This is a genomic window from Peribacillus sp. RS7, assembly GCF_041956845.1.
In the GTDB taxonomy this organism is placed as follows: Bacteria; Bacillota; Bacilli; order Bacillales; family DSM-1321; genus Peribacillus.
The window spans coordinates 4,610,702-4,636,527 of sequence record NZ_CP168135.1 but is presented as its reverse complement, the minus strand read 5'-3'; the positions used below and the strand labels follow the sequence as shown (position 1 = coordinate 4,636,527).

The following is a 25,826-nucleotide window of genomic DNA, read 5'->3' as shown; positions in this document are numbered from 1 at the left end:
CTCCTTAAAAGGTTATATTTTTAAGCCTATATACTTTTCAAACTGTTTAATGGTTTCCTCATTGCGTCGATAATAAGTCCATTGTCCGATTCGTTTCATTTCCACCAGACCGCTTTGCAATAGGATAGATAAATACTGGGAGGTAGTGGACTGTGATAGTCCTACTTTGCTGCGAATATCACTAACACAAACCCCGCCATCAAAGCTTTTTTCTTTGATGACATGGGCCTGCGGGGAAAAGTTATTATCAGGTTCTTTCAACATTTGCAGAATATTTACTCTTATTTGATTTGACAGAGCCTTGAAAATTTCAACTGCCTGTTCGTCATTTATCATATTTGATTCCCGATTCAACGGTGCCCGCCCCTTTCTGATCTTATTAAAATCTATTTTGCTTGGAATGCGTATAAACTAATCGAACAAAAGGAAATTGATAATTTGCGATATCTCTATATTATTTTCCTTTATACCCAAAATCAAATTTTATGCTTTAGACAGGGCTAGGAAACGGCTTTATAAAGGAACTACACAAATTAGCTTAGAGAACAGGTGGCAAAGAGATGAGGATTATTTTGCCCATCTTTTAAATGGTTTGGGTTGGTATATAGCTTTGAAAATCAAGACTTTAAAAGGATAGGTGAAGAAACTTCTGATGAAAATGATGTTATAGATGACGATACAATGTCTATGGATTCTGTTGCTTCGTTTGGGATCCTTGTAAACAACGTTTTGAAGCAGTCTTTATTGAGTCAAAGAGTAAACCCTCTCAGGATGATATTGTAAAATGGATTAACAAGTGTAGAAGTGCACAGGAATTTATAGAGGAAAGTGATGAGATTCCACATAAATTATGTGCTGGAACAGGGCAGGAAGACATTCAATGTTCAAAAAGTATTGACTTTCTGTACAAAACTATCGTTCAGTAGACTTAATAGCTAACGAAGAAGCTGAAAAACTGGTTAATGGGATTGTTTTTGTAGCGGGTGCAGGAAGATCCGGGCTTATGGGTAAATCCTTTGCCATGCGAATGATGCACATGGGGATAGTAGATGGGTTTATGCCTAAAAAATTTTTAAAGTCTTCAGGTAACTGCATAACACTAGCTCCTTTTTATTTTTTATAAAGGGGACCACCAGCAAAACGCAAATTTACAACGTTAAGGAAATACTAATATTAAAATGCCCAATTTCTCAGCATTAAATTGAGAAATTGGGCTTTTTTCCATACTTTAGATAATGCCTCGATTGTGGAAGATTGATAAATTTGAACAAAAAAGTGATTATTTCTACATCTTTGGGTGAATCATATCATTTCACAGAAACTTTACCTTGAACTTCAATTTTAACATCTGCTTTTTTCAATATATTTCCGACATCGCACCCTTTATCTGCTGCTTCTGTCGCTCTTTGTGCAGATTGAATTTGTTCTTCTGTCGCGCCAGCAGATAAAACGATGTGAGGATAATGGATAATTTTAAACTCATTATCAGATATACTTGCCTCAGAGTTCACTGTAAGTTCTTCCACAGGAAGTTTTCTGCTTTCAAGCACAAATGTTAGTGTTGCTGCATAACAAGTTGTTACAGAAGCAACGAGAACCTCTTTTGGATTTGCTCCGTTACCACTACCTCCTAATGATGTTGGAATAGCGATTTTTGTATCCAGATACTCCGCTTTAAGGGTTCCATTCCCTGTTACCCCACCATCCCAAATTGCATTCACATTTATTTTCATATCAGCCATAATTAACACTCCTTCAATATATTAAATGCATATATATCTTGCCTATTCACGTATGTTTTTACTCGATGGGTATCGCAAACACTTCGTTAAAAGACAAGAAGAACATTTTGGAGGGCGTGGCTATTTTTGGAATTTGGGTACGTTCGTGATTCAGCTAAGGATCAAAATACAGAACGACAGCTTAAGAAATTTCGTGAACTTAGAATTGAAGAACGTTATATCTTCATTGATAAACAAAGTGGAAAAGATTTCAATCGTCCGCAGTATCAGGCGATGCTCCTAATCATTCGCGAAGGGGATTTGATATACCTTGATGCACTAGATCGATTAGGTCGGGATTATGATGGTATTATTCGAGAGTGGAAGTATATTACTCGAAAGTTAAACCCAGCTATTGTGGTATTAGAGAATGAGACGCCTTTTGATAGCCGGAAATTCCGGGGAATGGGTGATCTTGGGAAGTTAATGGAGGACCAATTTTTAAGTCTACTTTCTTATGCCGCTGAGCAAGAACGTAAAAAAAATAGACAACGGCAGGCTGAAGGAATTGAAGTAGCAAAGAATAAGGGAGTGAAATTCGGGCGACGTAAGTACAAGATCAATGCTGATTTCATTCAGGTGTATGATGAGTGGAAATCTGGATTTATTACTTCGACAGAAGGAATGAAGCGTCTTGATTTAAAGCCAAATACCTTTTATCGACGAGTCATCGCGGGACTACAATCGATTAGGCTTTGCCGTCCAATTAGCACTACTACGTTATGCGGGAATAATTCGAAAAGGGTATTAAACTTCCCCGATAAAAAAACTGTATGGAATAAATTCTACACAGTTTTTTTGAAATTCCTATTAGATTGTCAGCAACTCCAAAAATATTCCCTCTTTAAAGTGAATTTTCAAATAATATCCAATGGCATTTTCCTAGTAGGTTTAGGAAATACTTGATCTATTCTACTGAGATCTTCTTCAGTAAACTCAATTGCTGCTGCTTCAGCATTTGCTAAAACATGTTCATCTTGAACCGCTTTTGGAATAGAGATGACGTTATTCGAACGGATGGTCCAAGCAAGAGCGATTTGTAATGGTTGGACATTGTATTTGTCAGCAATATCATGAATAGCTGAATCGTTTAAAAGCTGTCTTCTTAAAGAGCCTCCTTGAGCAAGGGGACTATAGGCCATGATTGGCATGTTATGTTCACGCTGCCATGGTAAGAGATCGAAGTCGATTCCTCTTGAACCTAAATGGTATAGCACTTGGTTCGTCACACAATTTTTTCCATGCTTAGTGTTCCATAGCTCTTCCATATCAATCGTGTCAAAATTAGAGACGCCCCATCTTAAAATTTTCCCTTCTTCACGTAGTTTTTCCATTCCTTCAATTGTATCCTCTAAAGGAACACGTCCTCTCCAGTGGAGAAGATATAAGTCCAAGTGGTCTGTTCCTAGTCGTTTTAAGCTGTTTTCACATGCTTTTGAAATCTTATCTAAACCTGCATGATGGGGATACACTTTTGAGACTAAAAAGACTTCATTTCTGCGCCCTTTAATGGCTTTGCCAACTAAGCGTTCAGAGTCTCCATTTCCATACATTTCAGCAGTGTCAATAAGTTTCATACCCAATTCTAAGCCGAGCTGCAAGGCTTTTATTTCTTTGTCTCTCACTTGGGGATTTTCCCCCATGTACCATGTTCCTTGTCCTAGACTAGGTAAAGAAGTGCCGTCAGGCAGGGTTACCACGTGTTTGGCTAAAGCATTTTTAATTTCCGCTCTTTTCTTTTCTTCCATTAGGCTCGACCCTTTCTTTTATGTATTTGGGTATCATAGAAGTAGAATGTTAACGTCTCTTCGTATAATTACGCATATATTTAAAATTTCCGCAACCAAAAAAATCCTTCTTTGTTGCATGATATGGCCATTTCTGCTTCCGTCTGTGCAAAAAAAACAAAGAAGTGAGGATGGCCTATAAGTGTCTGACACTTTGAGTCATCCTCATCTATTCTAAATAAATTTATCAATCGACTTTGATATCAAATGGATTAGATCAGATGAGCTCCTCCATCGATAAGAACCGATGTGCCAGTTGTAAACCCATTTTTCACTAGGTAAACATAGGTTTCAGCAATATCTTTAGGTTGAGCAACACGTCCGACAGGTAATTGCTTAGCAATCCCATGGTACATATCTTGTCTTTGATCTTCTGGCATTCCGCCGTAAAGAGGAGTGTCAACGATACCAGGTGATACCACGTTTACTCTGATGGGTGCCAGGTCTACTGAAAGTCCTCGTACTAATCCATCGATTGCTGAATTAATGGAAGCTAGAGTCGTTGCACCTTGAGGAGGACGCACACCATATACACCAGAAGTTAATGTAATAGAACTTTCATTATTCAAGTATGGAAGAGCAGCGCGAACCGAAATATACTGCCCCCAGAACTTACTATCAAAAGCCTCTCTTACGGTTGCAACAGGCAGTTCGCTAAAGTGACCCATAACGCCTTCACCTGCTGTAACCACCAGGTGATCAAATTTCCCAACCTTCTTGAAAAAGTCTGCAACCTTTTCCTCGCTGCGAAAGTCGATTTCATAGCCCTCTACGTTACCACCAAGCTTCACTTTTGCGTCAGATAATTTTGAAGCAGAACGGCCAGCAATAATAACTTGAGCGGATTCATCGATAAACGCCTTAGCAGCGGCTAAACCAATACCAGATGTACCTCCTAAAACAACCACTCGTTTTCCTTTTAATGACAACGCAATTCCTCCTTTATTCATACGTTTGTTTAACCAACTTGTGGATCCTGATTAATGAATCCGCAAGTTAGAAATATTTACGTTTTTACATCAGCATTATTTAGCTAAAAGTTTAAGTGATTCACGATTAAATGCTGGAATATCTTTTGGTTCTCGACTTGTTACAATATTTTTGCTGATGACAACTTCTTCGTCTTTAAAATTTGCACCAGCATTTTTCAAATCGTTGCGAATGGATTTATAGCCAGTGATGTCGACACCCTTTAAAAGGTGTGTATCGATTAACACTTGTGGTCCATGACAAATGGCAAAAACAGGTTTTCCATCTTGGATAAATGCTTTTGCAAATTCACCAAAACGATCGTCTTCACGCAATAAATCGGGAGAGAATCCACCAGGGATAAGCAACGCATCAAAGTCTGCAGGATGAACTTCATCAATGGATTTATCAATTTTTACGGTTGTGCCTTTTTTACTACTTCGTTACCTGATTGTTTGTCAATCGTGATAACTTCATGACCAGCTTCTTTAAAGGCTTGTACTGGTTCAGTGTACTCCACATCTTCAAATAGGTTTGTTATAAGCGTAGCGATTTTTTTGCTCATGTTCATTAACCTCCTTAAAATCATAGAACAGAAGTAAAAATATTCATTTTCGTACCATGTTCTGATTATCTTCATTAGAAGTTGATTTTATCTCCGTTGTAAGCCGCAATATAGATTTTTTTCATATCCTCCACCGATACTTCTCGTGGATTGGACGGAGTACAAGGATCCTCAAAAGCTCCTGCTGCCATCTGGTTCAGGTGTTTTTCAAATTCTGCTTATCCCACACCAAATTCCTTTATTGTTATTGGCATTTTTTCATCATCTCACCTGAAAATATGTATTATTCTTGATTCCTTACTATAAAACAGTTCAGCTAAAATCCTTTACAACACAGGAATATTATTTACCTTTTTCCAGAATGTACTCCTTTATTTCCTTTATGAACTGGATCATTGCAAATAAAAAGACCACAAGTCTTGACTTATTAAAAGTCTACTTGTGGTTTTTAATCCCCTCTTTTTAGAATGATTGCTATTTAATAGGTGCACTTTTATTGGCAGGAGTATCCATCACATTCTCCATATAGTTTTTACCCCATTCATACATGGAATCGAGTATTGGCATTAAGCTTTTTCCTTGTTCGGTCAATGAATATTCTACTTTTGGCGGAACAACAGGATAGACTTTTCGTTCAACAATGAGGTCTTCTTCTAGCTCGCGTAATTGGTTAACAAGCATTCGTTGGGTAATGCCCGGCATAAGAGCCTTCAGCTCACCAAATCGCTTCGTTCCCTCTTTTCCTAAATGCCACAAAATCAGCATTTTCCATTTACCGCCAATAACATAAAGCGTTAATTCTTTTTCACAGTTAAACATTTTTTCCTGCATACGTGACATTTGTTTCACCTCCACTTCTATATAGAATAACACATAGTATACTTTTTAACACTATGTAACAATAAAGTGCGTACTTCCACACTTTTAATATACACATTATACTAACACTGTACCATTGTTAACAAGAGCATTGGTTACGGCTGCCCGGAGAAATGAAAGTGAACAATGGACATTATTACTACTGTGCAACAAGCTTAAAAAATTATGAGGAGTGAAACATAGATGGAATTACAATTAGCATTAGATTTAGTCAACATTCCAGAAGCAATCGAATTGGTAAAAGAAGTAGAGGAGCATATAGATATCGTAGAAATCGGAACACCGGTTGTGATCAACGAAGGTCTCCATGCTGTAAAGGCAGTAAAAGAAGCATTCCCTAACTTAAAAGTATTAGCAGACCTGAAAATTATGGATGCTGCTGGATATGAAGTGATGAAAGCTTCCGAAGCAGGTGCTGATATCATCACTATTCTTGGAACGGCTGAAGATATGTCGATTAAAGGTGCTGTAGAAGAAGCGAAAAAACAAGGTAAAAAAATCCTTGTCGATATGATTGCGGTAAAAGACCTTGCTGGACGTGCTAAAGAAGTGGATACTATGGGCGTGGATTATATTTGTGTTCACACGGGCTACGATCTTCAAGCAGTCGGAAAAAATTCTTTTGAAGATCTACAAACCATCAAAAGTGTGGTTAAAAATGCTAAAACGGCCATCGCAGGCGGCATTAAATTAGAAACACTTCCAGAAGTCATAAAAGTAAATCCGGACCTTGTCATTGTAGGCGGCGGGATTACTGGACAAGCTGATAAAAAAGCTGCTGCTGCCAAAATGCAACAAATGATTAAAGAACAAACAGTTACAGCAGGTTAATCCTAAGATGCAGACGACTCAATATGTAGCAGAAATCTTAAAAGAGCTTAATCATTCAGCTGACTTAATCGCAGATGAAGAAGCTGAAAAACTCGTCAACGGGATACTTGAATCGAAAAAGGTTTTTGTCGCCGGTGCAGGCAGATCAGGATTCATGGCCAAATCCTTCGCCATGCGGATGATGCATATGGGAATTGATTCTTATGTAATCGGTGAAACTGTAACTCCCAACTTTGAAAAAGAGGATATCTTAATCATCGGATCCGGATCCGGGGAAACGAAAAGCTTAGTCTCCATGGCTGAAAAAGCAAAAAGCATTGGTGGTAAAATTGCAACTGTCACGATATTCTCTGATTCCACTATTGGACAGTTAGCAGATATCACCATTAAATTGCCTGGATCCCCGAAAGACCAATCAGAGGGCGATTATAAAACCATCCAACCAATGGGCTCACTATTTGAGCAGACCCTTTTACTTTTTTATGATGCCGTCATCTTGAGATTCATGGAGAAAAAGGGATTAGATACCAATAAGATGTATGGCAGACATGCCAATCTTGAATAAAACATAGTCATAAGAATGTAATAACCAAAAGACCGCAGACATACTAAAGAAACTTTGCGGTCTTTTGGTTAGTCTTTAAAACATTATTTTGTTATTATTAACAATTATTCTAAATTTTTTTAAAAAGGAATGATAGCATGATTTCATTAAAAGGAAAAACTGCTTTAATTACTGGGTCAGGCAGAGGAATCGGGCGTGCTACTGCGATTGCTTTAGCAAAAGAAGGAGTTCATTTAGGATTGATTGGATTAACGATGTCAAATCTTGAAAAGGTAACCGCGGAACTAGAGCAATATGATGTGAACGTTTCAGCAGCAACTGCAGATGTAGCCGATCTTGAAGCAGTTCATCATGCTGTTGAACACATCAAATCAGACCTAGGTTCTATTGATATTTTAATCAACAATGCAGGTATAGCTAAATTTGGCGGTTTTCTTGATTTAACTCCTGAAGAATGGGAAAAGATCATCCGAGTAAACTTGATGGGTGTATATAATGTAACAAGAGCCGTTTTACCTGATATGATTGAAAGAAAATCAGGAGATATTGTGAATATCTCCTCAACTGCGGGCCAAAAAGGAGCACCTGTTACAAGTGCTTATAGCGCTTCTAAATTTGCTGTTTTAGGACTAACGGAATCACTCATGCTAGAGGTAAGAAAGCATAATATCCGTGTAACGGCATTAACACCAAGTACAGTTGCAACTGATTTGGCCATTGAAACCAATCTTATCAGTGGAAATCCTGAAAATGTTATGCAATCAGAGGATTTAGCAGAGCTGCTTGTAGCCGGGTTAAAGCTTCATCCAAGAGTCCTAGTAAAGACTTCAGGATTATGGTCAACTAATCCTTAATTTGAGAAGCGATCGACTCTTCTTGTCTATATTGGATAAGAAGCAGGAACCTAGTTGTAAAGTGTACCCTTTGTAAAGGACATTTTAAAAAAAGGTATTAGGCAGCCTGAAGAAGATGATCTCTGTATTTTGGAGTGCCCCCTGTCAAATAGACAGAAATAAAAAAGACTAATTAAGCAACCTGAGTTCTATATTGATATGGACTCAGGTTGTTTAATTTTTTCTGGAAGCGATGATGATGGTTATAGAATCGAATATACATACTTACAGCACCTCGAACCTCTTCAGAGGTACCGAAGGAGTTCATATAGAAACACTCCGATTTAAAGTGGCTGAAGAAATTCTCCATACAAGCGTTATCCCAGCAGTTTCCCTTTCTTGACATACTGGATTGCATTTTATATTTTTTCAAATAGGTTATTGTATTGGTGGGAAGTGTATTGGTACCCCTGGTCGCAATGCAGAAGAATTCCTTTAACATCCCGTTTTTTCTTTGCTTTTTTTATTGTTACTATTACAAGTGTTAAGTCGTTTCTCCGGCTGACTTGATAAGAAATGATTTCATTGTTATAGAGGTCTTTTATGGCGGATAGGAAAAGTTTCTGTCTATTAAAAATCAAATATGTAATGTCAGTTACCCATTTCTCATTAGATCTGGATGCATGAAAATCCCTATTAAGAAGGTTTTTTGAAATGACATATGCTTCTTTATGATTAGTAATATTTTTCAAATCTCCTTCAATTGTGGTAGCAACTTCCAATCTGGCATTTGTAAAGTGTCTAAGTAAACGGATGCCACCGAAAGCTATAATTACGATGGAAATGTTCCTTAACGTATGTTTTCCGCATTTTGTTGGTAGGACCCCTTCTTCAGGTTTTTCAACTTCGGCAAAACCTAAAATATTATTTAAAAATTTTCTTGCATTGTCCTCACTACCTTTAGGAGCAGCGAGCTGAATATGGTCAACTCTTTAACAAGTTGGTTAATCCAATCTAGAAACGAATGAAATCCTGCTTTCGTATTTTCAAAGAAACACGTTTTACCCCGTTCCAATCCTCTAAAATCCTGTGCTCTCGCGACATGATTGTGCTTGGCTAGGATTTACTCCGACAATTAGGGTTTCAGAAGTCATTTGAGTGGTTTTATGATTTTGGTTATTATTCATTGTAGACCTCCAAATAGATGTGTTTTGTCCTTTTTTAGCTGGCCAGCTTAGGAAACATTCATCTTATCAAGATGTCTTTTTTCGTTCAAACCTCATTTTCAGTTATTACAGGAATGCTGACCCTTTAGTTGCATAAAGAAAAAGCTGCCTTAAAGACATTACACAATTTTTGATGAAAGATTAAAGGACACCTAATCTTTTCAGTCTTTTTTTTATAAAAAATGACCATACTGAGGATAAAAACATTAGAGGATGTTATAAAATGATTACACAGGAACAAGTGATGCAAGTTTTAAGTGGTGTGCAGGATCCAGAACTTCACAGAAGCCTTGTTGAGTTAAAAATGGTTAGAAACGTAAAAATAGAAGAATCAGATGTTAGTCTTGAGGTTGTATTAACCATTCAGGGCTGTCCCTTAAAAGCGAAGATTAAAGAAGATGTTCAAAATGCTCTTCGAGGCATTGGTGCTGAAAATGTGTATGTAAGCTTTGGGGCCATGAGTCCTGAAGAAAGAGCTTCATTAACTCAAGTATTGAAGAAGAATTCAACAACGGAAAGCGGGATGCCGTCGATGCTGCGCCATGATTCCGGGGTACGCTTTATCGCGATAACCAGCGGCAAAGGCGGCGTTGGGAAATCGACCGTTACCATCAACCTGGCTGCTGCCCTCGCCAGAATGGGGAAAAAGGTAGGAATTTTGGACGCGGATATTTATGGATTCAGCATCCCGTCCATGATGCAGATTAATGAAAAGCCGACTATGATCGGCAAAACTGCAATACCAGTTCTCAGTCATGATGTGAAGGTAATGAGCATAGGTTTTTTTGCAGAGGATAATAACCCGGTTATGTGGCGGGGGCCGATGCTGAATAAATGGATTCAAAACTTCCTTGCCAATACCCATTGGGGCGAACTGGATTATCTGCTTCTCGACCTGCCTCCAGGTACAGGAGATGTGGCAATTGATGTGGCTGCCATGATTCCGCAGGCAAAGGAAGTGATTGTGACTACTCCTCATAATGTAGCGTCGCATGTTGCCTCAAGAGCTGGGGTCATGGCGCGTCATACGAAACATGACATATTAGGCGTAATTGAAAATATGGCCTACTATGAAGAAAGCGATGGCACACGGAATTACCTTTTTGGAAGAGGCGGCGGAGAACGCCTGGCTGAACGGCTTCAAACAGATGTAATCGCACGAGTCCCCTTTGCGAGTCCTGTACAAGCAGCAGGTACTTCTGTATATGACGAAGACTCACTGGTAGGAGAGCTATTCCGATCCCTGGCAGAAGATGTGTTATATAAGGATGCTCAATAAAATGGAAGGCGATATAGATTTTTATATCGCTTTTTTTATGAAGGTTCTGGTTTCTTAGGGTATGGAACGTAAAGTTAAACCCGGTAAGACTAAAGTATAACTCTAAATGAATTTTTTAGTGGCCATACGGCAATTTTAGTGACTAAAACTTCTTTATATCGCAATCTGAGCTGGTTTATGCTGACTGAGTCACAGCTTCAAGTACTCTCGCTCATATGTGGACTGCTATTTGGATTAACTCACAGCTTTATACAGCCAAACTGGCAGCTGCTCTTACCGCCTTGCCAATAAAAAAGGGAATTCCACAATCGGATTCCCTTTTCTCACGTCTTCTTTTAGTTGTCAAAATAGTTGAAAGCTCTGTCGTTCTGACAGTTTTCACAGACATGAAGAATTCTGGTTCTTTCTGATTCTGTTTCTTCTGTTTCCATTTCCTGCTCACTGCCGCATAATTCACAAATCTGCATAATCTTCCTCCTCTTAGTGAGGTGAATTTTGATTTTCCGTTTTTATATCGTAGCCTGAGTCTCTGATGGCCTGTTGAAAATCCTGGAATGAAGCGGCATTTTTGTCATAGCCAATTCTTGCTTCTCCACTTTCTTTATTTACATCAGCCTGGAGGATGCCCCATACACCGTTTAATGACCGAATGATTTCGTCGGAATCTTTTTCCGATAGCGGTCCATGAATCTTAATAACACCTTGTTCTTCCATCACCCTTGTCCTCCTTCTGGATGAAGTTCCTGTGAAGGATGCTGTGTAAATGATTCACCCATACCATGCAGGAATTCAACCATGGTTGTCATCGCCGCTTTGATTTCTGGATCTCTCAAGCTTTTACCTAATTTCCATAAGCTGTGTTTTTCATGGTTTTTGATGCTTTCGCCCATATGGTCAAGGCCTTTTGTAACACCGCCCAGCATAGATTGTAGCTGGTCAGGCTTTAAGGTGCCCATGAAATTGAAAAGGTAAATGGCATTTTTGATGGTGTTATGCATACCAGGCTGGTTAACTTGCTGCATCGCTATAACGCCGACGTCTGTACGATTTTCCAAAATGGCATGAAGCGCATCGAGAATCCCAATTTCCTGTAGATTCTTTAATATGGCGAGTGCAGAAAGAATCCCTTCTTTGTTATCAGCAAGAGCTTTTAATATTTCCCCGATTGACTGAGCTTGTTCTTCCATCGCATTTGGAACCTGTTTATTAATTTGCCTGATTGCTTTCGCCATATGCTTCCCCCCCATTTCCAAATAACTCTTCTATCGCTTGAAAATCGTCACGCTGCCACTTTTCCTCAACCCGAACGCTGATCTGCGGATTCCTGTTACCAAACCGGTGGTTATGCTTAGGCAATGGCGGTTCACCTGTTGCTTCTAAAATCTCCATTTTAACACCGATTTCCTTATATGCAGGAGTATGTGTAACTAGATCATGATAGCTACTTGTCAGGTAATTGACAGCTTCATCGTCCTCAAAGCTGTTCATCGTGAGATAAATTTCCTTGCCTTTCACCCGGTCCGTAACAAGCGTCCTTACTTTAACCTGTCCATATGGTGAACTTAATCTAACTAATGTACCGTCACTGAGATTGCGTTCCTCCGCCAATTCGTGCGATACCTCCAGCCATGTGCCAGGTACCTTATGGATAAGTCCTTCTGTCCGGTACGTCATATTTCCTTCATGGAAGTGCTCAAGCAAACGTCCATTGTTTAAATGGAGATCATATTCTTCTCCTGCCATATATGGAGGAGTCCAGTCAACAGCGAATAGCCTTGCCTTTCCATCCTTAAAGGCAAATTTGTCTTCATATAATAGAGGTGTATCCGTTCCATCTTTGTGAACCGGCCAAACTTGGCTGTTAAAGCCTTCAAGACGGTCATAGCTCACACCTGCAAATAGGACAGCAAGACTGGCTGCTTCATCCATAATTTCACTTGGGTGCGAATAATTCCAATTCGCACCCATACGGTTCGCTACTTCCTGGAAGATCTGCCAGTCCGGTTTCGAATCGCCTAGCGGATCAAACACCTTATAGAACCTTTGAATGCGCCTTTCCGTATTTACAAATGTCCCATCTTTTTCAAGTGAAGGTGATGCCGGTAAAACAACATCGGCAAATTGTGCCGTTTTCGAGAAGAAAATATCCTGTACGACAAAGAAGTCTAATTTTTCAAATGCACTTTGAACATGGTTCGAGTTTGCATCCACAAGCCCCATTTCTTCTCCAAATAGATAAAGGGATTTTAATTTTCCTTTGTGGATTGCCTCTACCATGTGGTGGTTGTCCATTCCAGGATCTTTTGGAATTTCAACGCCCCATGCTTTTTCATACTTTTCTCTAACCTCGGCATTTCCGACTGGCTCATAACCAGGAAACCATGATGGCATTGTACCGAAATCACAGGCTCCCTGTACGTTATTGTGGCCTCTTAAGGGATAGGCACCTGTACCTGGACGGCCATAATTTCCCGTAATCAGCAATAAATTTGAAATGGCAGTGCTTGCGTCAGTTGCGCCGGAATGCTGGGTAATCCCCATAGCCCAAAGGATACAGACAGAATTAGCTTCATGAATCATTGTAGCTGCCTTGATTAATTCCTCCTGCGAAAGTCCGGTCATCTCTTCTGCGTAGCTTATGGTGAATTTATCCAGTGTTTTAATATATTCTTCTACGCCTGATACACGATTCGCCAGAAATTCTTTATCATGCCAACCTTGATCGATAATGTACTTCGTTACGGCAGAAATCCAGATTAAATCAGAACTTGGCTTAGGATGCAAGAGGAAATCCGCACGTTGTGCTAGCTCATGCTCTCTAATATCAGCTACTAATAATTTTTGTCCAAATAGCTTATGAGCCCGTTTTACACGTGTAGCGAGGACGGGATGAGATTCTGCTGGATTTGCACCAATTACAATAACCAAGTCTGCAGTTTCAATATCCTGGATAGTTCCAGAATCTCCCCCCAATCCTACTGTCCTTAAGAGTCCTGCAGTAGCCGGAGATTGGCAGTATCTAGAGCAGTTGTCGATATTGTTTGTTCCGATAACCGCACGTGCAAATTTTTGCGCCACGAAGTTTTCTTCATTGGAGCACTTGGAAGAAGCGATCACTCCAATGGATTCAGGTCCATACTCTTCTTTTATTTCCGTAAGCTTACTTGAAATCAGATCTAACGCTTCATCCCAGGTCGCTTCTTCAAACTCTCCGTTTTTACGAATCAAAGGCTTGGTTAAGCGCTGGTCACTGTTAACAAAATCCCAGCCCCATTTCCCTTTTACACAGGTGGAAATACCGTTAACGGGAGCTTCATGGGTAGGCTGAATTTTTAAAATCTGCCTGTCCTTTGTCCATACTTCAAAGCTGCAGCCTACACCGCAGTATGTACAAACCGTCTTAGTCCTCTTAATCCGTGCTTTCCTCATGGCAGCTTCCACTTCTGATATCGCAAAAATTTCTTTATATCCAGGCTCCACTTCTTTAATTAAATCAACCATAGGCTCTAAAATTGGAGCCGGTAGGTTTGTTAAGAATCCTGCTTCACCTAGCATGGATGTTTCCATTAAAGCATTACATGGACACACGTTCACACAGTGTCCACAGGATACACAAGAAGACTCATCAATTGGAACATCATTATCCCAGATAACCCTTGGTCTTTCTCTTCCCCAGTCAATAGTTAAGGTTTCATTGACCTGTAAATCCTGACAGGCCTCAACACACCGGCCGCACAAAATACACTGATCCGGTTCATACCTATAGAAAGGATGGGAATTATCCGGAGGGTAGGGTTTTTCTCTAAATTCATATTTCTGATGCTCAATCTCTAAGTATTCGGCAGTATTATGGACGGTACAATTGCCGTTATTATTATCACAAACAGTACAATACAGTTCATGATTTTCTAGGATCCGTGACATCGCTTCATACTGGGCATCCTTAACAGACTTTGACATTGTATCAACCGTTAAACCTGGAACAGCCTTTGTCGAGCAAGCACGGACCAATTCCCCACCCACCTGCACAAAACATGTATCACAGGTTTGGATCGTCCCCAGATCGGGATGATAACAAATGCTTGGAATGTACAATTCATGACTTTGGGCGACTTGCAATATCGTTTGACCTGGCTGTGCTGTTAATTCCTTTTCGTTGATTCGGATGGAAAAAGAATGGTCAGACATGTGATTCCCTCCTATCTTCGCTGCCGTTAAGCTGAATTATTTTAATAATTAAGCCATACACCAGCAAATGCTGTTGATTCATCCTAGTATTCCCAAAAAGGATATGAATAAAATAAAATAAAATATATTTTTACAGCCCTTAAAAATTATTCTAAAACCACAGTGTATTAAACCTTTCTTTTTTGGCAAGTTTATAGGAGATGATTTGTTGATAGCGAATCGAGTCTACATATATAAAGAAATTTAACTGAAGGCAGGCGAACCGAAGCTATGGAAAAAGAAATTCTTTTGCAGCTAGTTCAATCAATGATCATGTCCTCATCAAAGAAACCAAAATACATGAGCATCTCTACGGTGAAAGTTGCAGACCTCCTAGAAACCTCCATCTCCCATATCGAAAAAGGATTGCAGGAACTTGTACAAGAAGGACGCCTCCGACAATCAAAACTGGAACAGCCACCGCACAACACCATTTACATGCTGCCATAATAGGGGACCGTCCCCACTTCCCGAATTATTTCCCAGAGTAAAGTTTTTTTTTTCGCCCTTTTAAACAGTAAAATGGCCCCATCTTGATGGGGTCCTTCTTGTATCTTTAACAATAACCGGATTACCTTAAGGTAGTCCGGTTAACTTTCAAGTCGTCTGTCAGAAAACCTAAACCAATCTACAAATTGAAGGTAATGAGGATTTTGAAAGGGTTAAGAATAAGCAAAGAAGCAAAGAGTTTGAGGAGTTTGTAAGAAGTTTTACTGATACTCTTAATTATTTGATGTTAGATGCATATACATTAATAACCTTTTTGAAAGTAGAAAACTATTCATCAGCTCTTTAACTGAAAGTGAACGCCAAAAAGCTTTAGACCGTGGCGCCACTTTTTATGATCTGTTTTTTCTAATACTTGGGGATGGGAGTGGTTAAGTGAACCGGCATATAAAAGATTCATTGGACAGACCACTAAGGGATTTAAGGATTTCCGTCATTGATCGGTGTAACTTTCGCTGCCAGTATTGTATGCCTGCTGAAATTTTTCATGATAATTTTCAATTTTTGCCTAAAAGTGAGCTCTTGTCATTTAAGGAAATCGTAAGGCTTTCTAAAATATTTGCAAGCTTGGGAGTTATAAAACTAAGATTGACAGGCGGGGAACCTTTACTGCGGAAAGACCTTACAACTCTTATTTCAAAGCTCGTCAAAATTGAAGGTATAGAAGATATCGGTTTGACTACAAATGGTGTTTTTCTGAAAAAACAAGCCGGGAATTTGAAATCAGCGGGATTAAAGAGGGTGAATATCAGTTTAGATAGCCTGGATGATGAACTTTTTAAGCAGATGAACGGCAGGGGTATAGGGATAAAGCCTGTCATAGAAGGTATAGCTGCTGCCAAAGAAGCAGGCCTTGGAGTTAAAGTGAACATGGTAGTGAAAAAAGAAAACAATGAATCTCAAATTCTGCCGATGGCACGGTTTTGTAAAGAAGAGGGCATTCAATTACGTTATATAGAATTCATGGACGTCGGACATACAAATGGTTGGCAGATGAAGAATGTATTTACAAAAAAAGAGTTACTCGAAATCCTCCAAGCAAAATTTGATCTTGAACCAGTTGAAGAAGATTATTTTGGAGAAGTGGCACAACGCTTCCGGTATAAGGGAACTACAACCGAAGTGGGTTTTATAACATCCGTCTCAGAGTCTTTTTGTTCCAGTTGCACCCGTGCTCGTCTTTCTGCTAACGGAAGTTTATATACATGCCTGTTTAATGGAAAGGGGCATGACTTAAAGTCATTGCTCCGTTCCAAGATTTCAGATGAAGAATTGACTTGCTTCATCATTTCACTTTGGAACCAGAGGGACGACCGCTATTCGGATGATCGGTCAGCGGGAACAGTGAAAAAACAGGAAAAAATCGAAATGTCATTCATAGGCGGATGACAAACAGCAAGTTCTCATCAATCATAAAGGGGGATGGCAACGTTTCCATCCCTAATTCAGAAACTTGATTATGGAGGGCTTATTTGTTTTCATAAAAAAAGAGCGGCTAATCAGCTCCTGGTATTGAAGTAAAGAATCGTTACTTTAAGTGCAATTTATCATGATCTTCTAATTCCTTTTTATTATTAGACTAATCCAGTTAAGCTATAGACTTGTAATCACAAAGATATCTCCATATGATTGTTTGTGTGTTAAGCCTGTAACCGCAAGTAAGGTAATAACAGCGCCGTTATGAGGTAACGAATCCATCCCGCTTGATGCCATCGCTATGACACGGTGCATTACATCGGGAGGAATATTATATTGATTAATAGCTTGTATATACTTATCTCCCATCGCACTAAGCGCAATTCCCATTCCACCAGACGAAGAACCAGTAATACCAGATAACTCGTTTGTTGTAACGGCCCCATTTACAAGTGGATTCGTAAAAGTGTGTGAAATACCATCACGTACAGTTGCGAATCCTGGTAATGAAGCAATGACCCCACCAAATTCAGAAGCAGTATTCATAGCTGCTAGTTACGCTCCACCAATACTGGCATTAATGCCCTGTTGAAACCCCGTTGTAACACGTCCCCAATCGTAAGCAACTGTTGCAATAATACCTAATACTAGAACTAGTTCGACAGACCAAATACCTGTTACTGTCGCAAGATCTACTTTCCCAAACAAATCTAATCCTATCTTTGAAAAGTCAAATCCCTCTGGATACCATTTCGGAATAGAAATAGTAAAAAATTTATTCGCCACACCCACTAAAACTAGCGGTATAAATGCAAATATTTGTCGTACTGGACTTGTATTAACAGCTAAAGGAACCGGTAATGGAATTACTGTTTCTGCAGCAACTGCCGTTAAGTGTACTTTTACGAACAGGGTAATTATAGTAAACAGGAAAGTCTTATCAAGTTAGGGATGATGGCATCCATATGTGTCTAATATTTTCTCTTCTTCTGCATCATAGTAAAATCCTCTTTCTCCGTTAATACATTCGAATCTGACTTTAGTAAAATAAGTGACATTACCATTTGAATCAAGTTCTGGTGCTATGCCAATTATTGCTATATAGTCTTTTCTAACATTACCTTTATCTATAAACTCGTCGGTAAACTTGTCCATTTTATATTTAGCTTCTGAAACATTCATCTTTGCACCTTCCTTGTGTCACAATTTTGTCTATAAGCGAATTTGCATGTTACCAATTCAAAAATTCAGGATATTTTTTATTTGTCTTATGGATGTAAAGCAACCTGGCCTTAGGTTCTGTAACTGAGGTTTGTTAATCAATGGGGAGCGTGTGTTGAATTAAGACTTTTTATGAGGTAAATAAGGAAAGGCTTAAGGATTCGACTTCACCTTAAGCCTTTTCTTGCCCTATTTTAAAAACCCATCGATATATATTTTTCTTCTAAATATTCTTCAAGGCCTTGATGGCCGCCTTCCCTCCCCATGCCGCTTTCTTTCATGCCGCCAAATGGGGCTTGTGCAACGGTGGGAATGGCGTCGTTGTAGCCGATGATGCCGAACTCCAGAGCTTCGGATACCCTGACTCCCCTGCTTATATTCTGTGTGTAAAAATAAGCGGCCAGCCCGTACTCTGTATTGTTGGCAAGCTCGATCACCTCTTCTTCTGTATCAAACGGGATGATTGGTGCGACCGGTCCAAATGTTTCCTGGTATGTGATGAGCATATCCTTGTTCACTCCACCCAGAACGGTCGGTTCATAGAATAATCCATCAGCCAATTCCCCTTCAACTCTTTGTCCGCCACAAAGAAGGCTGGCACCTTTTTCCAAGGCATCTTGTACATGCTCCTCTACCTTTTCCAGGCCATCACTGCTGACAAGAGGCCCGACTTCAACGGTTGGATCGATGCTATTTCCGACTTTTAGAGCTTGTACCTTTTCAACAAAAAGTGCAGAGAATTTATTGATGACAGAACGGTGGACGTAAATTCGATTTGCGCATACGCACGTTTGTCCGGTGTTCCTGAACTTGCTTGCAACGGCACCAGCTGCTGCGGCTTCCAAATCAGCATCCTCAAAGACGATGAACGGCGCGTGTCCTCCAAGCTCAAGGGAAAGTCTCTTGAGCTGCGGGGCTGACTTGGTAACCAGCAATTTGCCTACTTCAGTAGATCCTGTAAAAGAAATTTTCCTTACTACCGGATTTTCAAAAATTTCATCCGAGATAGGTCCGGCACTCCCTGTTACGATACTGACCACTCCAGCAGGCACTCCCGCCATTTCCACCAATTTACCAAACGCTAACGCACTAATAGGAGATTGTTTTGCAGGCTTGACAATGACTGTACATCCAGCGGCCATGGCAGGTCCTACTTTCCGCGTCATCATGGCCAACGGGAAATTCCAAGGGGTAATGGAAGCAACCACTCCAATCGGCTGGCGGATCACCGATAGCCTTTTATTTGCGGCAGAAGCAGGGATCATTTCCCCATAAATCCGGCGGCCCTCTTCAGCAAACCATTCCAGGTAGCTTGCAGCAAAATCCACTTCACCCCGGGCTTCCGTTAAGGGCTTGCCCATTTCCATACTCATGATTTCTGCTAATTCATCTTTATATTCATGCATAAGGTCATGCAATTTCTTAAGATATTTACTGCGTTCTTGTGCCGTCAGTTTTGACCAGGTTTTAAACGCTTCCTCAGCAGCTGCAATTGCGGCATGCGTTTCTTGGCGGCCTCCATTTGGAATCTTTGCCACCACTTTCCCTGTTGATGGATTTGTTACTGGTAAAGTTTCTCCGTTATGTGCTGCAGTCCATTTACCGTTTACATACATTTTCAGTTCAGATAAATTGATTAATCCACTAGTTTTAAGCATGAATAAGTCTCCTTTTTTTGTTGGATTTGCAAAGCACTTCATTATATACACAAAAAGATTAGAGCCCTGAAACTTTAGTTCCCCCGTCAATGTCCGTGTTAATGGAAATCCTTTCATTTTTAAGAACGAAGGTATACCCCACAGCGGCAATTAGGCAAATGACTACAGGTATGATCAGGGCTATATTGAAATTATTGAACTTCGCTACTAAGATCCCTGTTGCGACTGGAGCAATCCAGCCAGCGAGGTTCCCCACGAAGTTTTGCAGCCCGGCAAGCTTTCCTTCCGCACCCTTTGGAGCAACATCCGAAACAGTGGCCCAGAGAATGCCCGCAGCCAATCCTTCACCGCCGATTGCTATTGAGATGTACGTAAGTGCCATTATGGCGCTGTCTGTATAGATAGTCGGGATTATGGCTAATGGAAAAAGCATGCCTATGGTTAAAACAGTTTTTCTTGCTTTGATGGAATTCCAGCCTTTTTTAATTAAGAAATCCGACAACACACCTCCTAGAATATTTCCCAGAAAGGACATGATCCAAGGCAGCATCGTGAAAAATCCGGCTTTTAAAAGAGTCATTTGCCTTTCGACTACAAGATAAGTGGGAAGCCAGGTCATCATTAAATAAGTAAGATAGTTATGGGCAAACAAGCCATATAACATAGGGTAAACACTTCTGAATTTGAAGAATTTAAATGGCGAGATGTTTAGTGTCGTCGCTTTTTCGGTTTGAGTTTGCTCCCCTTTGATATAGGCTACTTCGGCCTCGTTTGCAATCTTACTTTGCTCTGGATGGTTTTTGAAAAAGAATAACCAGAATGCCAGCCATACAAAACCGATGGATCCAATTACCACAAAGGATGCTTGCCATCCCCAAGTCTGGATGATCCATGCTAAAATGGGTGTCGTTATGCCAATCCCGATAGCTGTACCAGAATTAAAAATCCCGTTTGCAATGCCCCGTTCGTGTGACGGCATCCAGTCTGAAATAACGCGCGTATTGGTTGGAAACGCTGGCGCCTCTCCGATTCCCATTAAAACGCGGATACCGATCAGTCCGCCAAGTGAACGTCCCATTCCAGTAAACACCGTACAGAGCGACCACCAAACGATGGCAATCGAATACGTTAAGCGTGCCCCCAATTTATCAACGATTACCCCGACCGGGATCTGCATTAAGGCATACGACCAAAAGAACGCTGACCCCAATATCCCGAATTCGACTGCCGAAAGCGAAAGATCCTTCATCATCGAGGGTCCTGCAATGCCAAGAATTGCCCTATCCATATAATTGATTGTTGTTGCGACGAAAAGGAGTACCACTACAAGCCATCTTCCATTGGTCTTTTTCATACGTCACCTCATTAGATAATTATATTCAGGTAGAAAAATGCTGCGGGAAATCCATATGTCCGAAAAAAGTTAAAAGGGGAAACTGATTCCAAATCCCCTGAAATCCCAGGTGATTTTCAAATTGAATGGTTTTTATACATTCACGATGGCCGTTTCTGAACTTTTGGCACTGCTTGCATTTCGATTACCATTATTAAAACATTCAAAATCCCCCTCATAAGCCTTCTCTATAATCAGTTGGATATCCGATGCCTTCGTCAGCCTTGGATTAACGACCACGTTACCGCTTCGCATGGAATCTTCCACTAATTTCGGTAAAACGTCCAATGAGACTCCAAGCTCTTTAATATTTAGAGGAATATTCATGCTCCGATTCATTTCGATGATGATTTCGATTGCTTTTTCGGCTGCTTGTGTATTGGATAAACCGCTTACATCCCTTCCTAAAGCTATTGCAATTTCTCTATACTGATCCTCACATGCCGGCAAATTGAATCTCATGACGAATGGCAATAGTGCTGCATTTGCGATGCCATGCGGGATATTAAAGACTCCTCCAAATGTATGAGAAATGGCGTGTACATTACCCAGTCGGGATTGTGAAAAGGCTGCACCAGCTAACAAGGAGGCTACAAGCATGTTTTCCCTGCTTTCCATATCCGTTCCCACAAAGTACGATCGTGTTAAATTTTCACCGATCATCTTAATGGCATGCATCGCGAAAGCCTTGCTGACAGGGTTGGCAGATTTGGAGGTGTAAGATTCAATTGCATGAGTCAGTGCATCCATACCAGTAGCTGCAGTAATCTCTTGAGGCAAATTTAATGTAAGAGCAGGATCCAATATAGCTAGCTTTGGAAACAAAAGTGAACTAAGTACTCCTAATTTAAAAGAGGTGTCCTTATTCGTTACCACCGTCGAATTAGTAGCTTCACTGCCAGTTCCAGCCGTAGTCGGGATTGCTATGATCGGGAGCGGAGGATTGGAAATCTTTCCAACTCCTTCATAATCCAGGATATTGCCGGGATTAGTAGCCATTGCCGCGATGCCCTTGGCTGTGTCAATGCTGCTTCCTCCGCCTACAGCCAGAACCGCCTCCATCTTTTGTTGCTTAAGATACACTGTCCCCTGTTGGATTGTTTGAGCTGATGGATTAGGCTCTACCTCATCGTAAATCTCAAAATAAAGGTTTGCCGAGGCAAGGGATTTTTCAATGCCTTGTAAGAGACCGGCTCCTCTAACCCCTTTATCTGTTACGATCAGCACACTCGATACACCTAAATCCTTAATTAGTTCCCCTGTTTTTCCAGATATTCCGTTACCGCATTCCACCCGTGTCGGCATACTATATGTAAAAGGCATAAGAGACATTTTCATCTTCCTCTCCATTTATATTCTATTAGATAGTGAAACCCTTTCCGCCCCGGTCTGCAGATCCATCATGAATGGTTATGATGCTTAAACTTCCAGGGACACCATTCCTTCAAGCAATCTATAAAGCTTTTCTAAGTAATTCTTCTAAACTACGCTGGGTTGGCACTCTTGGGTTATTCCGAATCAGGCGATCGATCTGGAGGGTCTTCTCAGCAATTTCGGGAATATCCTCTTCTTTGATCCCAATCTTCGTCAGCTTTGTAGGCAGTCCAATTTCCCCCAGCAGGGTAAGCACAGCTTTTGAAGCAGCCAAAGCGGCTTCCTTATCGGAGAGGCCATCCGAGTTCACATTGAATGCCTGGGAAATCCTCACCATTTTTTCTGTTTCTACAGTTGCATTATATTCCATGACATATGGAAGCAAGAGCCCGGTCACCTCTCCATGCGGTGACTTCACAAGCCCTCCGATTGGGTAAGCCAATGCATGGGCTGCTGCTGTACCTGCATTTGAAAAGGACATTCCAGCAAGCAGGCTGCCCATTAGCATATTGGAACGGGCCTCGAGATTGCTCCCTTGCTGCACCGCAAGCGGCAGGTTTTTTGCAATCAATTCAATAGCTCTGTAGGCGAGTGCATCGCTTATGGGGATTGAACCTTGGAATAAAATGTTTCCTTCTGCCTGGATATATGCAGAAGGTTTGGCTGTGTATGCCTCTATCGCATGTGATAAAGCATCAATTCCGGAACAAGCTGTTACATAAGCGGGAAGCCCTAACGTTAATTCTGGATCAAGCAGGGCAACGGTTGGTCTTAGGTAGTTATCCGAGATACCAACTTTCAGGTTATTTTCCACATCGGTCAATACCGCTACTGATGTCACTTCTGAACCGGTTCCAGCCGTCGTCGGAATCGCTACAAGAGGGGCGATTGGTCCGGGAACCTGGTTTTCCCCGCCATAATAGTCCAGGGGATGTCCACCATGGGCGACCAACAGGGCGACGATCTTGGCCATATCAATGCTGCTTCCTCCGCCAAGGCCAATTACTGCATCAATATCCATTTGAGATTTAGCAAACTTATAGCAGTCCATTGCCGAATCTACAGGCGGCTCCGGTACGACCTGGTCATAGATAACTGTTTCGTAATTTTCTTGCTCCAACAACGATGAAATTCTGTCCACGATACCAGCGTTTTTGATCCCTGGGTCAGTAACGAGCAAAATGTTTTTCGCCTTTAACCTTTGCAGGATTGAATCCAATTGCCCGATCGCCCCGTTTCCAAAAACGATTCTTTCGGTAGAATAAAAATCCCATGTGTTTCTCATATCCCTTACCTCCAAAGTCTATAGATTGATGACGACAAGTTTTTCGTCTGTCATCTCTTGCACGGCATAATGCGGTCCTTCTTTGCCAATTCCGCTGTCCTTCACGCCGCCATACGGCATGATGTCGGCACGGTATGTAGAAACATCATTGATGATCACACCGCCAAAATGAAGTTCCTGTGTTGCCCGCATCGCTAAAGTGATATCGGATGTAAATAAACCAACTTGTAAGCCGAACTTCGTATCATTGGCCTGACAGAAAGCCTCCTCGATGCTATCGAAAGGAATGATGCTGATCACCGGTGCGAACACTTCCTGGCAGACTACCTTCATTTCCGGTTTCACATCTATTAATATAGTAGGTTCCAGGATCGATTCCCGCCTTTTCCCTCCATATACCACTTTGGCCCCTAGACGCTCAGCTTCCTGAATCCATTCTTCCGCACGCCTTGCTTCCTTTTCGGAGATCATGGGACCAATGTCCGTGGAAGGATCTGCAGGATTTCCAACCTTCAAGCCCTGTGCCACCTTGACTGCCTTCTCCACAAACACATCGCAGATATCTCTATGAACGTAGATGCGCTGCACAGAGATGCAGGCTTGCCCTGCATTCACATACCCCCGCGTGACACAGAGTTCAACTGCTCTGTCTAAATCAGGGACATCCTTGTGGATGATATTAGGGGAGTTATTCCCTAATTCCAAGGTAACCTTACGAATTCCCGTACTGCTCTTAATGTGCCTGCCTACGCCGGGACTCCCTGTAAAAGTGAACAACGCAATTCGTTCATCCTCCAAAAGGTATTGACCTGTTTCCTGCCCAAACCCGTTAACCACATTGAGGAAACCTGCGGGCAATCCAGCTTCGGAAAAGATTTCTGCTATCTTGCATGCAATGAGCGGCGTCATTTCAGCCGGCTTCAACACGATTGTATTTCCCGCTGCCAACGCAGGAGCCACCTTGTGGATGGTGAGATTGAACGGGAAGTTAAACGGGGTGATCGCACCGATAACTCCAACAGGAACCCGGATGGTGAAAGCCATCTTATTGTCGTTACCAGACTGCCCCAAAGGAACACCCGTACCGGCAATCCGTTTTGCTTCTTCCGCTGATGCAATCATCGTATGAATTCCTCTATCGATTTCCCCTCTGGCGTCCTTCAATACTTTACCAACTTCCTGAACCAGAATCATCGCCAGCTCTTCTTTTCTTTCTTTCGCGATTTCCGCTGCACGCATTAGAATCTCGTAGCGTTGATCGGAATCTAGCTTTCTCGTATTAAAGGTTTCCAAGGCATTGGTCACCGCTTCAGAAACAATTTCGCGGGATGCCCTGCCAATCTGGGCAATTTCTTCTTTGTTATATTTGTTCATAACAGCGATTGTTTGTTGATCGGATATCCATTGCCCATTTATGAAATGGCCATAAAATGCATTTTTTCTACTAAGCGATATGCTCATTGAAGATTCCTCCCTTTGAAAAATAACAATCACATTTTTTCACTTCACAGTTATTTCTGCTAATAGATGGAATAAATTCAATCAGGAAAACGCACAAGATAAAGCGCTTTCATTTAAATCTCATGATTTTGTCTGCCTATCAATGCTCTTTAACAAACTGTTTATCATATATTCCAAAAATCATATGTAATCGTTTCCGAAAATATATCACATAATATACAATTATGTAAATATTTAAAATTAAAAATATTCTGTGTATTTTTTGTAAATGTTGATACAACAGCGTTTTTAACAAAAAAATAATAAATATAGATTAAATATTTCATAATTATTTAATAATTTTATATATAATCCCTCCAAAATCTATCAAATATCATATATAATTATCAGTAATGAGGATATTTTTGTAGCTATCCAGCAAACTATAGGTCCCCTTATAAACTCTCTATTCTTGATATCAATATGGTTTCGCCTTATCTTATTGATAGGGCAACAAGAAGAAAGCTACTTCAGTAATAATTTAAGCTGTTACATCTATATGAAATAACACTCGTTCTCATAGAAATTTT

The 25,826-nt window shown here is 40.7% G+C and carries 23 protein-coding genes and 5 pseudogenes; 8 read left to right on the top strand and 20 right to left on the bottom strand.

All coding sequences use genetic code 11. From position 1 onward, the window contains the following. Positions 1 to 12: 12 nt before the first annotated feature. A complete protein-coding gene (locus tag ACDZ29_RS23090; protein ID WP_289318621.1) occupies positions 13 to 336 on the bottom strand; it encodes a helix-turn-helix transcriptional regulator in 324 nt (107 codons plus the stop codon). A gap of 595 nt (positions 337 to 931) precedes the next feature. Between ACDZ29_RS23090 and ACDZ29_RS23085 the strand changes: the two are divergent. Then, positions 932 to 1,045, top strand: a pseudogene (locus ACDZ29_RS23085) (6-phospho-3-hexuloisomerase); the annotation flags it as partial. A gap of 262 nt (positions 1,046 to 1,307) precedes the next feature. On the opposite strand, the gene ACDZ29_RS23080 reads toward ACDZ29_RS23085, so the two are convergent. Further along, entirely contained in the window at positions 1,308 to 1,742 is a 435-nt protein-coding gene (locus ACDZ29_RS23080; protein ID WP_289324963.1) for an OsmC family protein, read from the bottom strand. Positions 1,743 to 1,868: 126 nt separating this feature from the next. Here ACDZ29_RS23080 and ACDZ29_RS23075 point away from each other — a divergent pair. Beyond that, a pseudogene (locus tag ACDZ29_RS23075) lies at positions 1,869 to 2,450 on the top strand (recombinase family protein); the annotation flags it as partial. Positions 2,451 to 2,638: 188 nt separating this feature from the next. Here ACDZ29_RS23075 and ACDZ29_RS23070 read toward each other — a convergent pair. The 4 genes and pseudogenes from ACDZ29_RS23070 to ACDZ29_RS23055 all read right to left on the bottom strand — a co-directional run bounded on the left by ACDZ29_RS23070 (position 2,639) and on the right by ACDZ29_RS23055 (position 5,942). Further along, the gene (locus ACDZ29_RS23070) at positions 2,639 to 3,529 is read right to left on the bottom strand and encodes an aldo/keto reductase (protein ID WP_289324962.1); all 891 of its coding nucleotides are present in this window, start codon (positions 3,527 to 3,529) and stop codon (positions 2,639 to 2,641) included. Positions 3,530 to 3,780: 251 nt separating this feature from the next. Next, positions 3,781 to 4,497 carry an SDR family oxidoreductase gene (locus tag ACDZ29_RS23065; protein WP_375088794.1) on the bottom strand — a complete coding sequence of 239 codons (717 nt, stop codon included), beginning with the start codon at positions 4,495 to 4,497 and terminating at the stop codon, positions 3,781 to 3,783. 96 nt (positions 4,498 to 4,593) lie between these two features. Further along, positions 4,594 to 5,102 (bottom strand): annotated as a pseudogene (locus tag ACDZ29_RS23060) (type 1 glutamine amidotransferase domain-containing protein). A 474-nt stretch (positions 5,103 to 5,576) separates the two neighbouring features. Next, the gene (locus tag ACDZ29_RS23055; protein ID WP_063593816.1) at positions 5,577 to 5,942 is read right to left on the bottom strand and encodes a helix-turn-helix domain-containing protein; all 366 of its coding nucleotides are present in this window, start codon (positions 5,940 to 5,942) and stop codon (positions 5,577 to 5,579) included. 222 nt (positions 5,943 to 6,164) lie between these two features. Here ACDZ29_RS23055 and hxlA point away from each other — a divergent pair, with 222 nt between their 5' ends. The 3 genes from hxlA (at position 6,165) to ACDZ29_RS23040 (ending at position 8,231) form a co-directional block, all read left to right on the top strand. Further along, entirely contained in the window at positions 6,165 to 6,812 is a 648-nt protein-coding gene (hxlA, locus tag ACDZ29_RS23050) for a 3-hexulose-6-phosphate synthase (RefSeq protein ID WP_048686234.1), read from the top strand. 7 nt (positions 6,813 to 6,819) lie between these two features. After that, on the top strand, positions 6,820 to 7,377 hold the full coding sequence (gene hxlB, locus ACDZ29_RS23045; RefSeq protein ID WP_375088793.1) for a 6-phospho-3-hexuloisomerase: 558 nt from the start codon (positions 6,820 to 6,822) through the stop codon (positions 7,375 to 7,377). Positions 7,378 to 7,514: 137 nt separating this feature from the next. Continuing rightward, the gene (locus tag ACDZ29_RS23040; protein ID WP_375088792.1) at positions 7,515 to 8,231 is read left to right on the top strand and encodes a 3-ketoacyl-ACP reductase; all 717 of its coding nucleotides are present in this window, start codon (positions 7,515 to 7,517) and stop codon (positions 8,229 to 8,231) included. A gap of 172 nt (positions 8,232 to 8,403) precedes the next feature. Here the strand turns inward: ACDZ29_RS23040 and ACDZ29_RS23035 are convergent, their stop codons facing one another. From ACDZ29_RS23035 to ACDZ29_RS23025, 3 genes and pseudogenes are all read right to left on the bottom strand, one after another. Beyond that, positions 8,404 to 8,580, bottom strand: a complete 177-nt coding sequence (locus tag ACDZ29_RS23035) for an IS3 family transposase (RefSeq protein ID WP_375088791.1) — start codon at positions 8,578 to 8,580, stop codon at positions 8,404 to 8,406. A gap of 49 nt (positions 8,581 to 8,629) precedes the next feature. Then, the gene (locus tag ACDZ29_RS23030) at positions 8,630 to 8,962 is read right to left on the bottom strand and encodes a DDE-type integrase/transposase/recombinase (protein WP_191930425.1); all 333 of its coding nucleotides are present in this window, start codon (positions 8,960 to 8,962) and stop codon (positions 8,630 to 8,632) included. Positions 8,963 to 9,097: 135 nt separating this feature from the next. After that, positions 9,098 to 9,190 (bottom strand): annotated as a pseudogene (locus ACDZ29_RS23025) (glyoxalase); the annotation flags it as partial. A 469-nt stretch (positions 9,191 to 9,659) separates the two neighbouring features. Between ACDZ29_RS23025 and ACDZ29_RS23020 the strand changes: the two are divergent. Further along, positions 9,660 to 10,715 carry a P-loop NTPase gene (locus ACDZ29_RS23020; RefSeq protein ID WP_375088790.1) on the top strand — a complete coding sequence of 352 codons (1,056 nt, stop codon included), beginning with the start codon at positions 9,660 to 9,662 and terminating at the stop codon, positions 10,713 to 10,715. A 247-nt stretch (positions 10,716 to 10,962) separates the two neighbouring features. Here the strand turns inward: ACDZ29_RS23020 and ACDZ29_RS23015 are convergent, their stop codons facing one another. The 4 genes from ACDZ29_RS23015 to fdhF are packed head-to-tail and all read right to left on the bottom strand — an operon-like array spanning position 10,963 to position 14,903. Then, positions 10,963 to 11,157 carry a hypothetical protein gene (locus tag ACDZ29_RS23015; protein WP_375088789.1) on the bottom strand — a complete coding sequence of 65 codons (195 nt, stop codon included), beginning with the start codon at positions 11,155 to 11,157 and terminating at the stop codon, positions 10,963 to 10,965. Between the two features lie 38 nt (positions 11,158 to 11,195). After that, positions 11,196 to 11,429 carry a heavy-metal-associated domain-containing protein gene (locus tag ACDZ29_RS23010; RefSeq protein WP_048683086.1) on the bottom strand — a complete coding sequence of 78 codons (234 nt, stop codon included), beginning with the start codon at positions 11,427 to 11,429 and terminating at the stop codon, positions 11,196 to 11,198. After that, the gene (locus ACDZ29_RS23005) at positions 11,429 to 11,947 is read right to left on the bottom strand and encodes a DUF1641 domain-containing protein (RefSeq protein WP_057219147.1); all 519 of its coding nucleotides are present in this window, start codon (positions 11,945 to 11,947) and stop codon (positions 11,429 to 11,431) included. Before ACDZ29_RS23005 ends, ACDZ29_RS23010 begins: the two co-directional genes overlap by 1 nt. Then, positions 11,922 to 14,903: a formate dehydrogenase subunit alpha gene (fdhF, locus tag ACDZ29_RS23000; protein WP_289324954.1), complete on the bottom strand. Its 2,982-nt coding sequence runs from the start codon at positions 14,901 to 14,903 to the stop codon at positions 11,922 to 11,924. Before fdhF ends, ACDZ29_RS23005 begins: the two co-directional genes overlap by 26 nt. A gap of 270 nt (positions 14,904 to 15,173) precedes the next feature. Here fdhF and ACDZ29_RS22995 point away from each other — a divergent pair, with 270 nt between their 5' ends. Then, positions 15,174 to 15,392, top strand: coding sequence for a hypothetical protein (locus tag ACDZ29_RS22995; protein WP_048683094.1), 219 nt, complete (start codon positions 15,174 to 15,176; stop codon positions 15,390 to 15,392). A gap of 432 nt (positions 15,393 to 15,824) precedes the next feature. Further along, positions 15,825 to 16,838 (top strand): GTP 3',8-cyclase MoaA, encoded by a 1,014-nt coding sequence (moaA, locus tag ACDZ29_RS22990; protein WP_375088788.1) that lies wholly within the window; start codon positions 15,825 to 15,827, stop codon positions 16,836 to 16,838. 204 nt (positions 16,839 to 17,042) lie between these two features. On the opposite strand, the pseudogene ACDZ29_RS22985 reads toward moaA, so the two are convergent. The 7 genes and pseudogenes from ACDZ29_RS22985 to ACDZ29_RS22955 form a co-directional block, all read right to left on the bottom strand. Further along, positions 17,043 to 17,699 (bottom strand): annotated as a pseudogene (locus ACDZ29_RS22985) (GntP family permease); the annotation flags it as partial. A gap of 111 nt (positions 17,700 to 17,810) precedes the next feature. Continuing rightward, positions 17,811 to 18,047 carry a hypothetical protein gene (locus ACDZ29_RS22980; protein ID WP_375088786.1) on the bottom strand — a complete coding sequence of 79 codons (237 nt, stop codon included), beginning with the start codon at positions 18,045 to 18,047 and terminating at the stop codon, positions 17,811 to 17,813. Between the two features lie 233 nt (positions 18,048 to 18,280). Further along, a complete protein-coding gene (locus ACDZ29_RS22975) occupies positions 18,281 to 19,744 on the bottom strand; it encodes an NAD-dependent succinate-semialdehyde dehydrogenase (RefSeq protein WP_375088785.1) in 1,464 nt (487 codons plus the stop codon). 58 nt (positions 19,745 to 19,802) lie between these two features. After that, positions 19,803 to 21,098, bottom strand: a complete 1,296-nt coding sequence (locus ACDZ29_RS22970) for an MFS transporter (RefSeq protein WP_375088784.1) — start codon at positions 21,096 to 21,098, stop codon at positions 19,803 to 19,805. A 132-nt stretch (positions 21,099 to 21,230) separates the two neighbouring features. Next, a complete protein-coding gene (locus tag ACDZ29_RS22965; protein WP_375088783.1) occupies positions 21,231 to 22,487 on the bottom strand; it encodes an iron-containing alcohol dehydrogenase in 1,257 nt (418 codons plus the stop codon). 103 nt (positions 22,488 to 22,590) lie between these two features. After that, positions 22,591 to 23,796, bottom strand: coding sequence for a hydroxyacid-oxoacid transhydrogenase (locus ACDZ29_RS22960; RefSeq protein ID WP_375088781.1), 1,206 nt, complete (start codon positions 23,794 to 23,796; stop codon positions 22,591 to 22,593). An 18-nt stretch (positions 23,797 to 23,814) separates the two neighbouring features. Beyond that, positions 23,815 to 25,257, bottom strand: a complete 1,443-nt coding sequence (locus ACDZ29_RS22955) for an aldehyde dehydrogenase family protein (protein WP_375088780.1) — start codon at positions 25,255 to 25,257, stop codon at positions 23,815 to 23,817. Positions 25,258 to 25,826 lie beyond the last annotated feature (569 nt).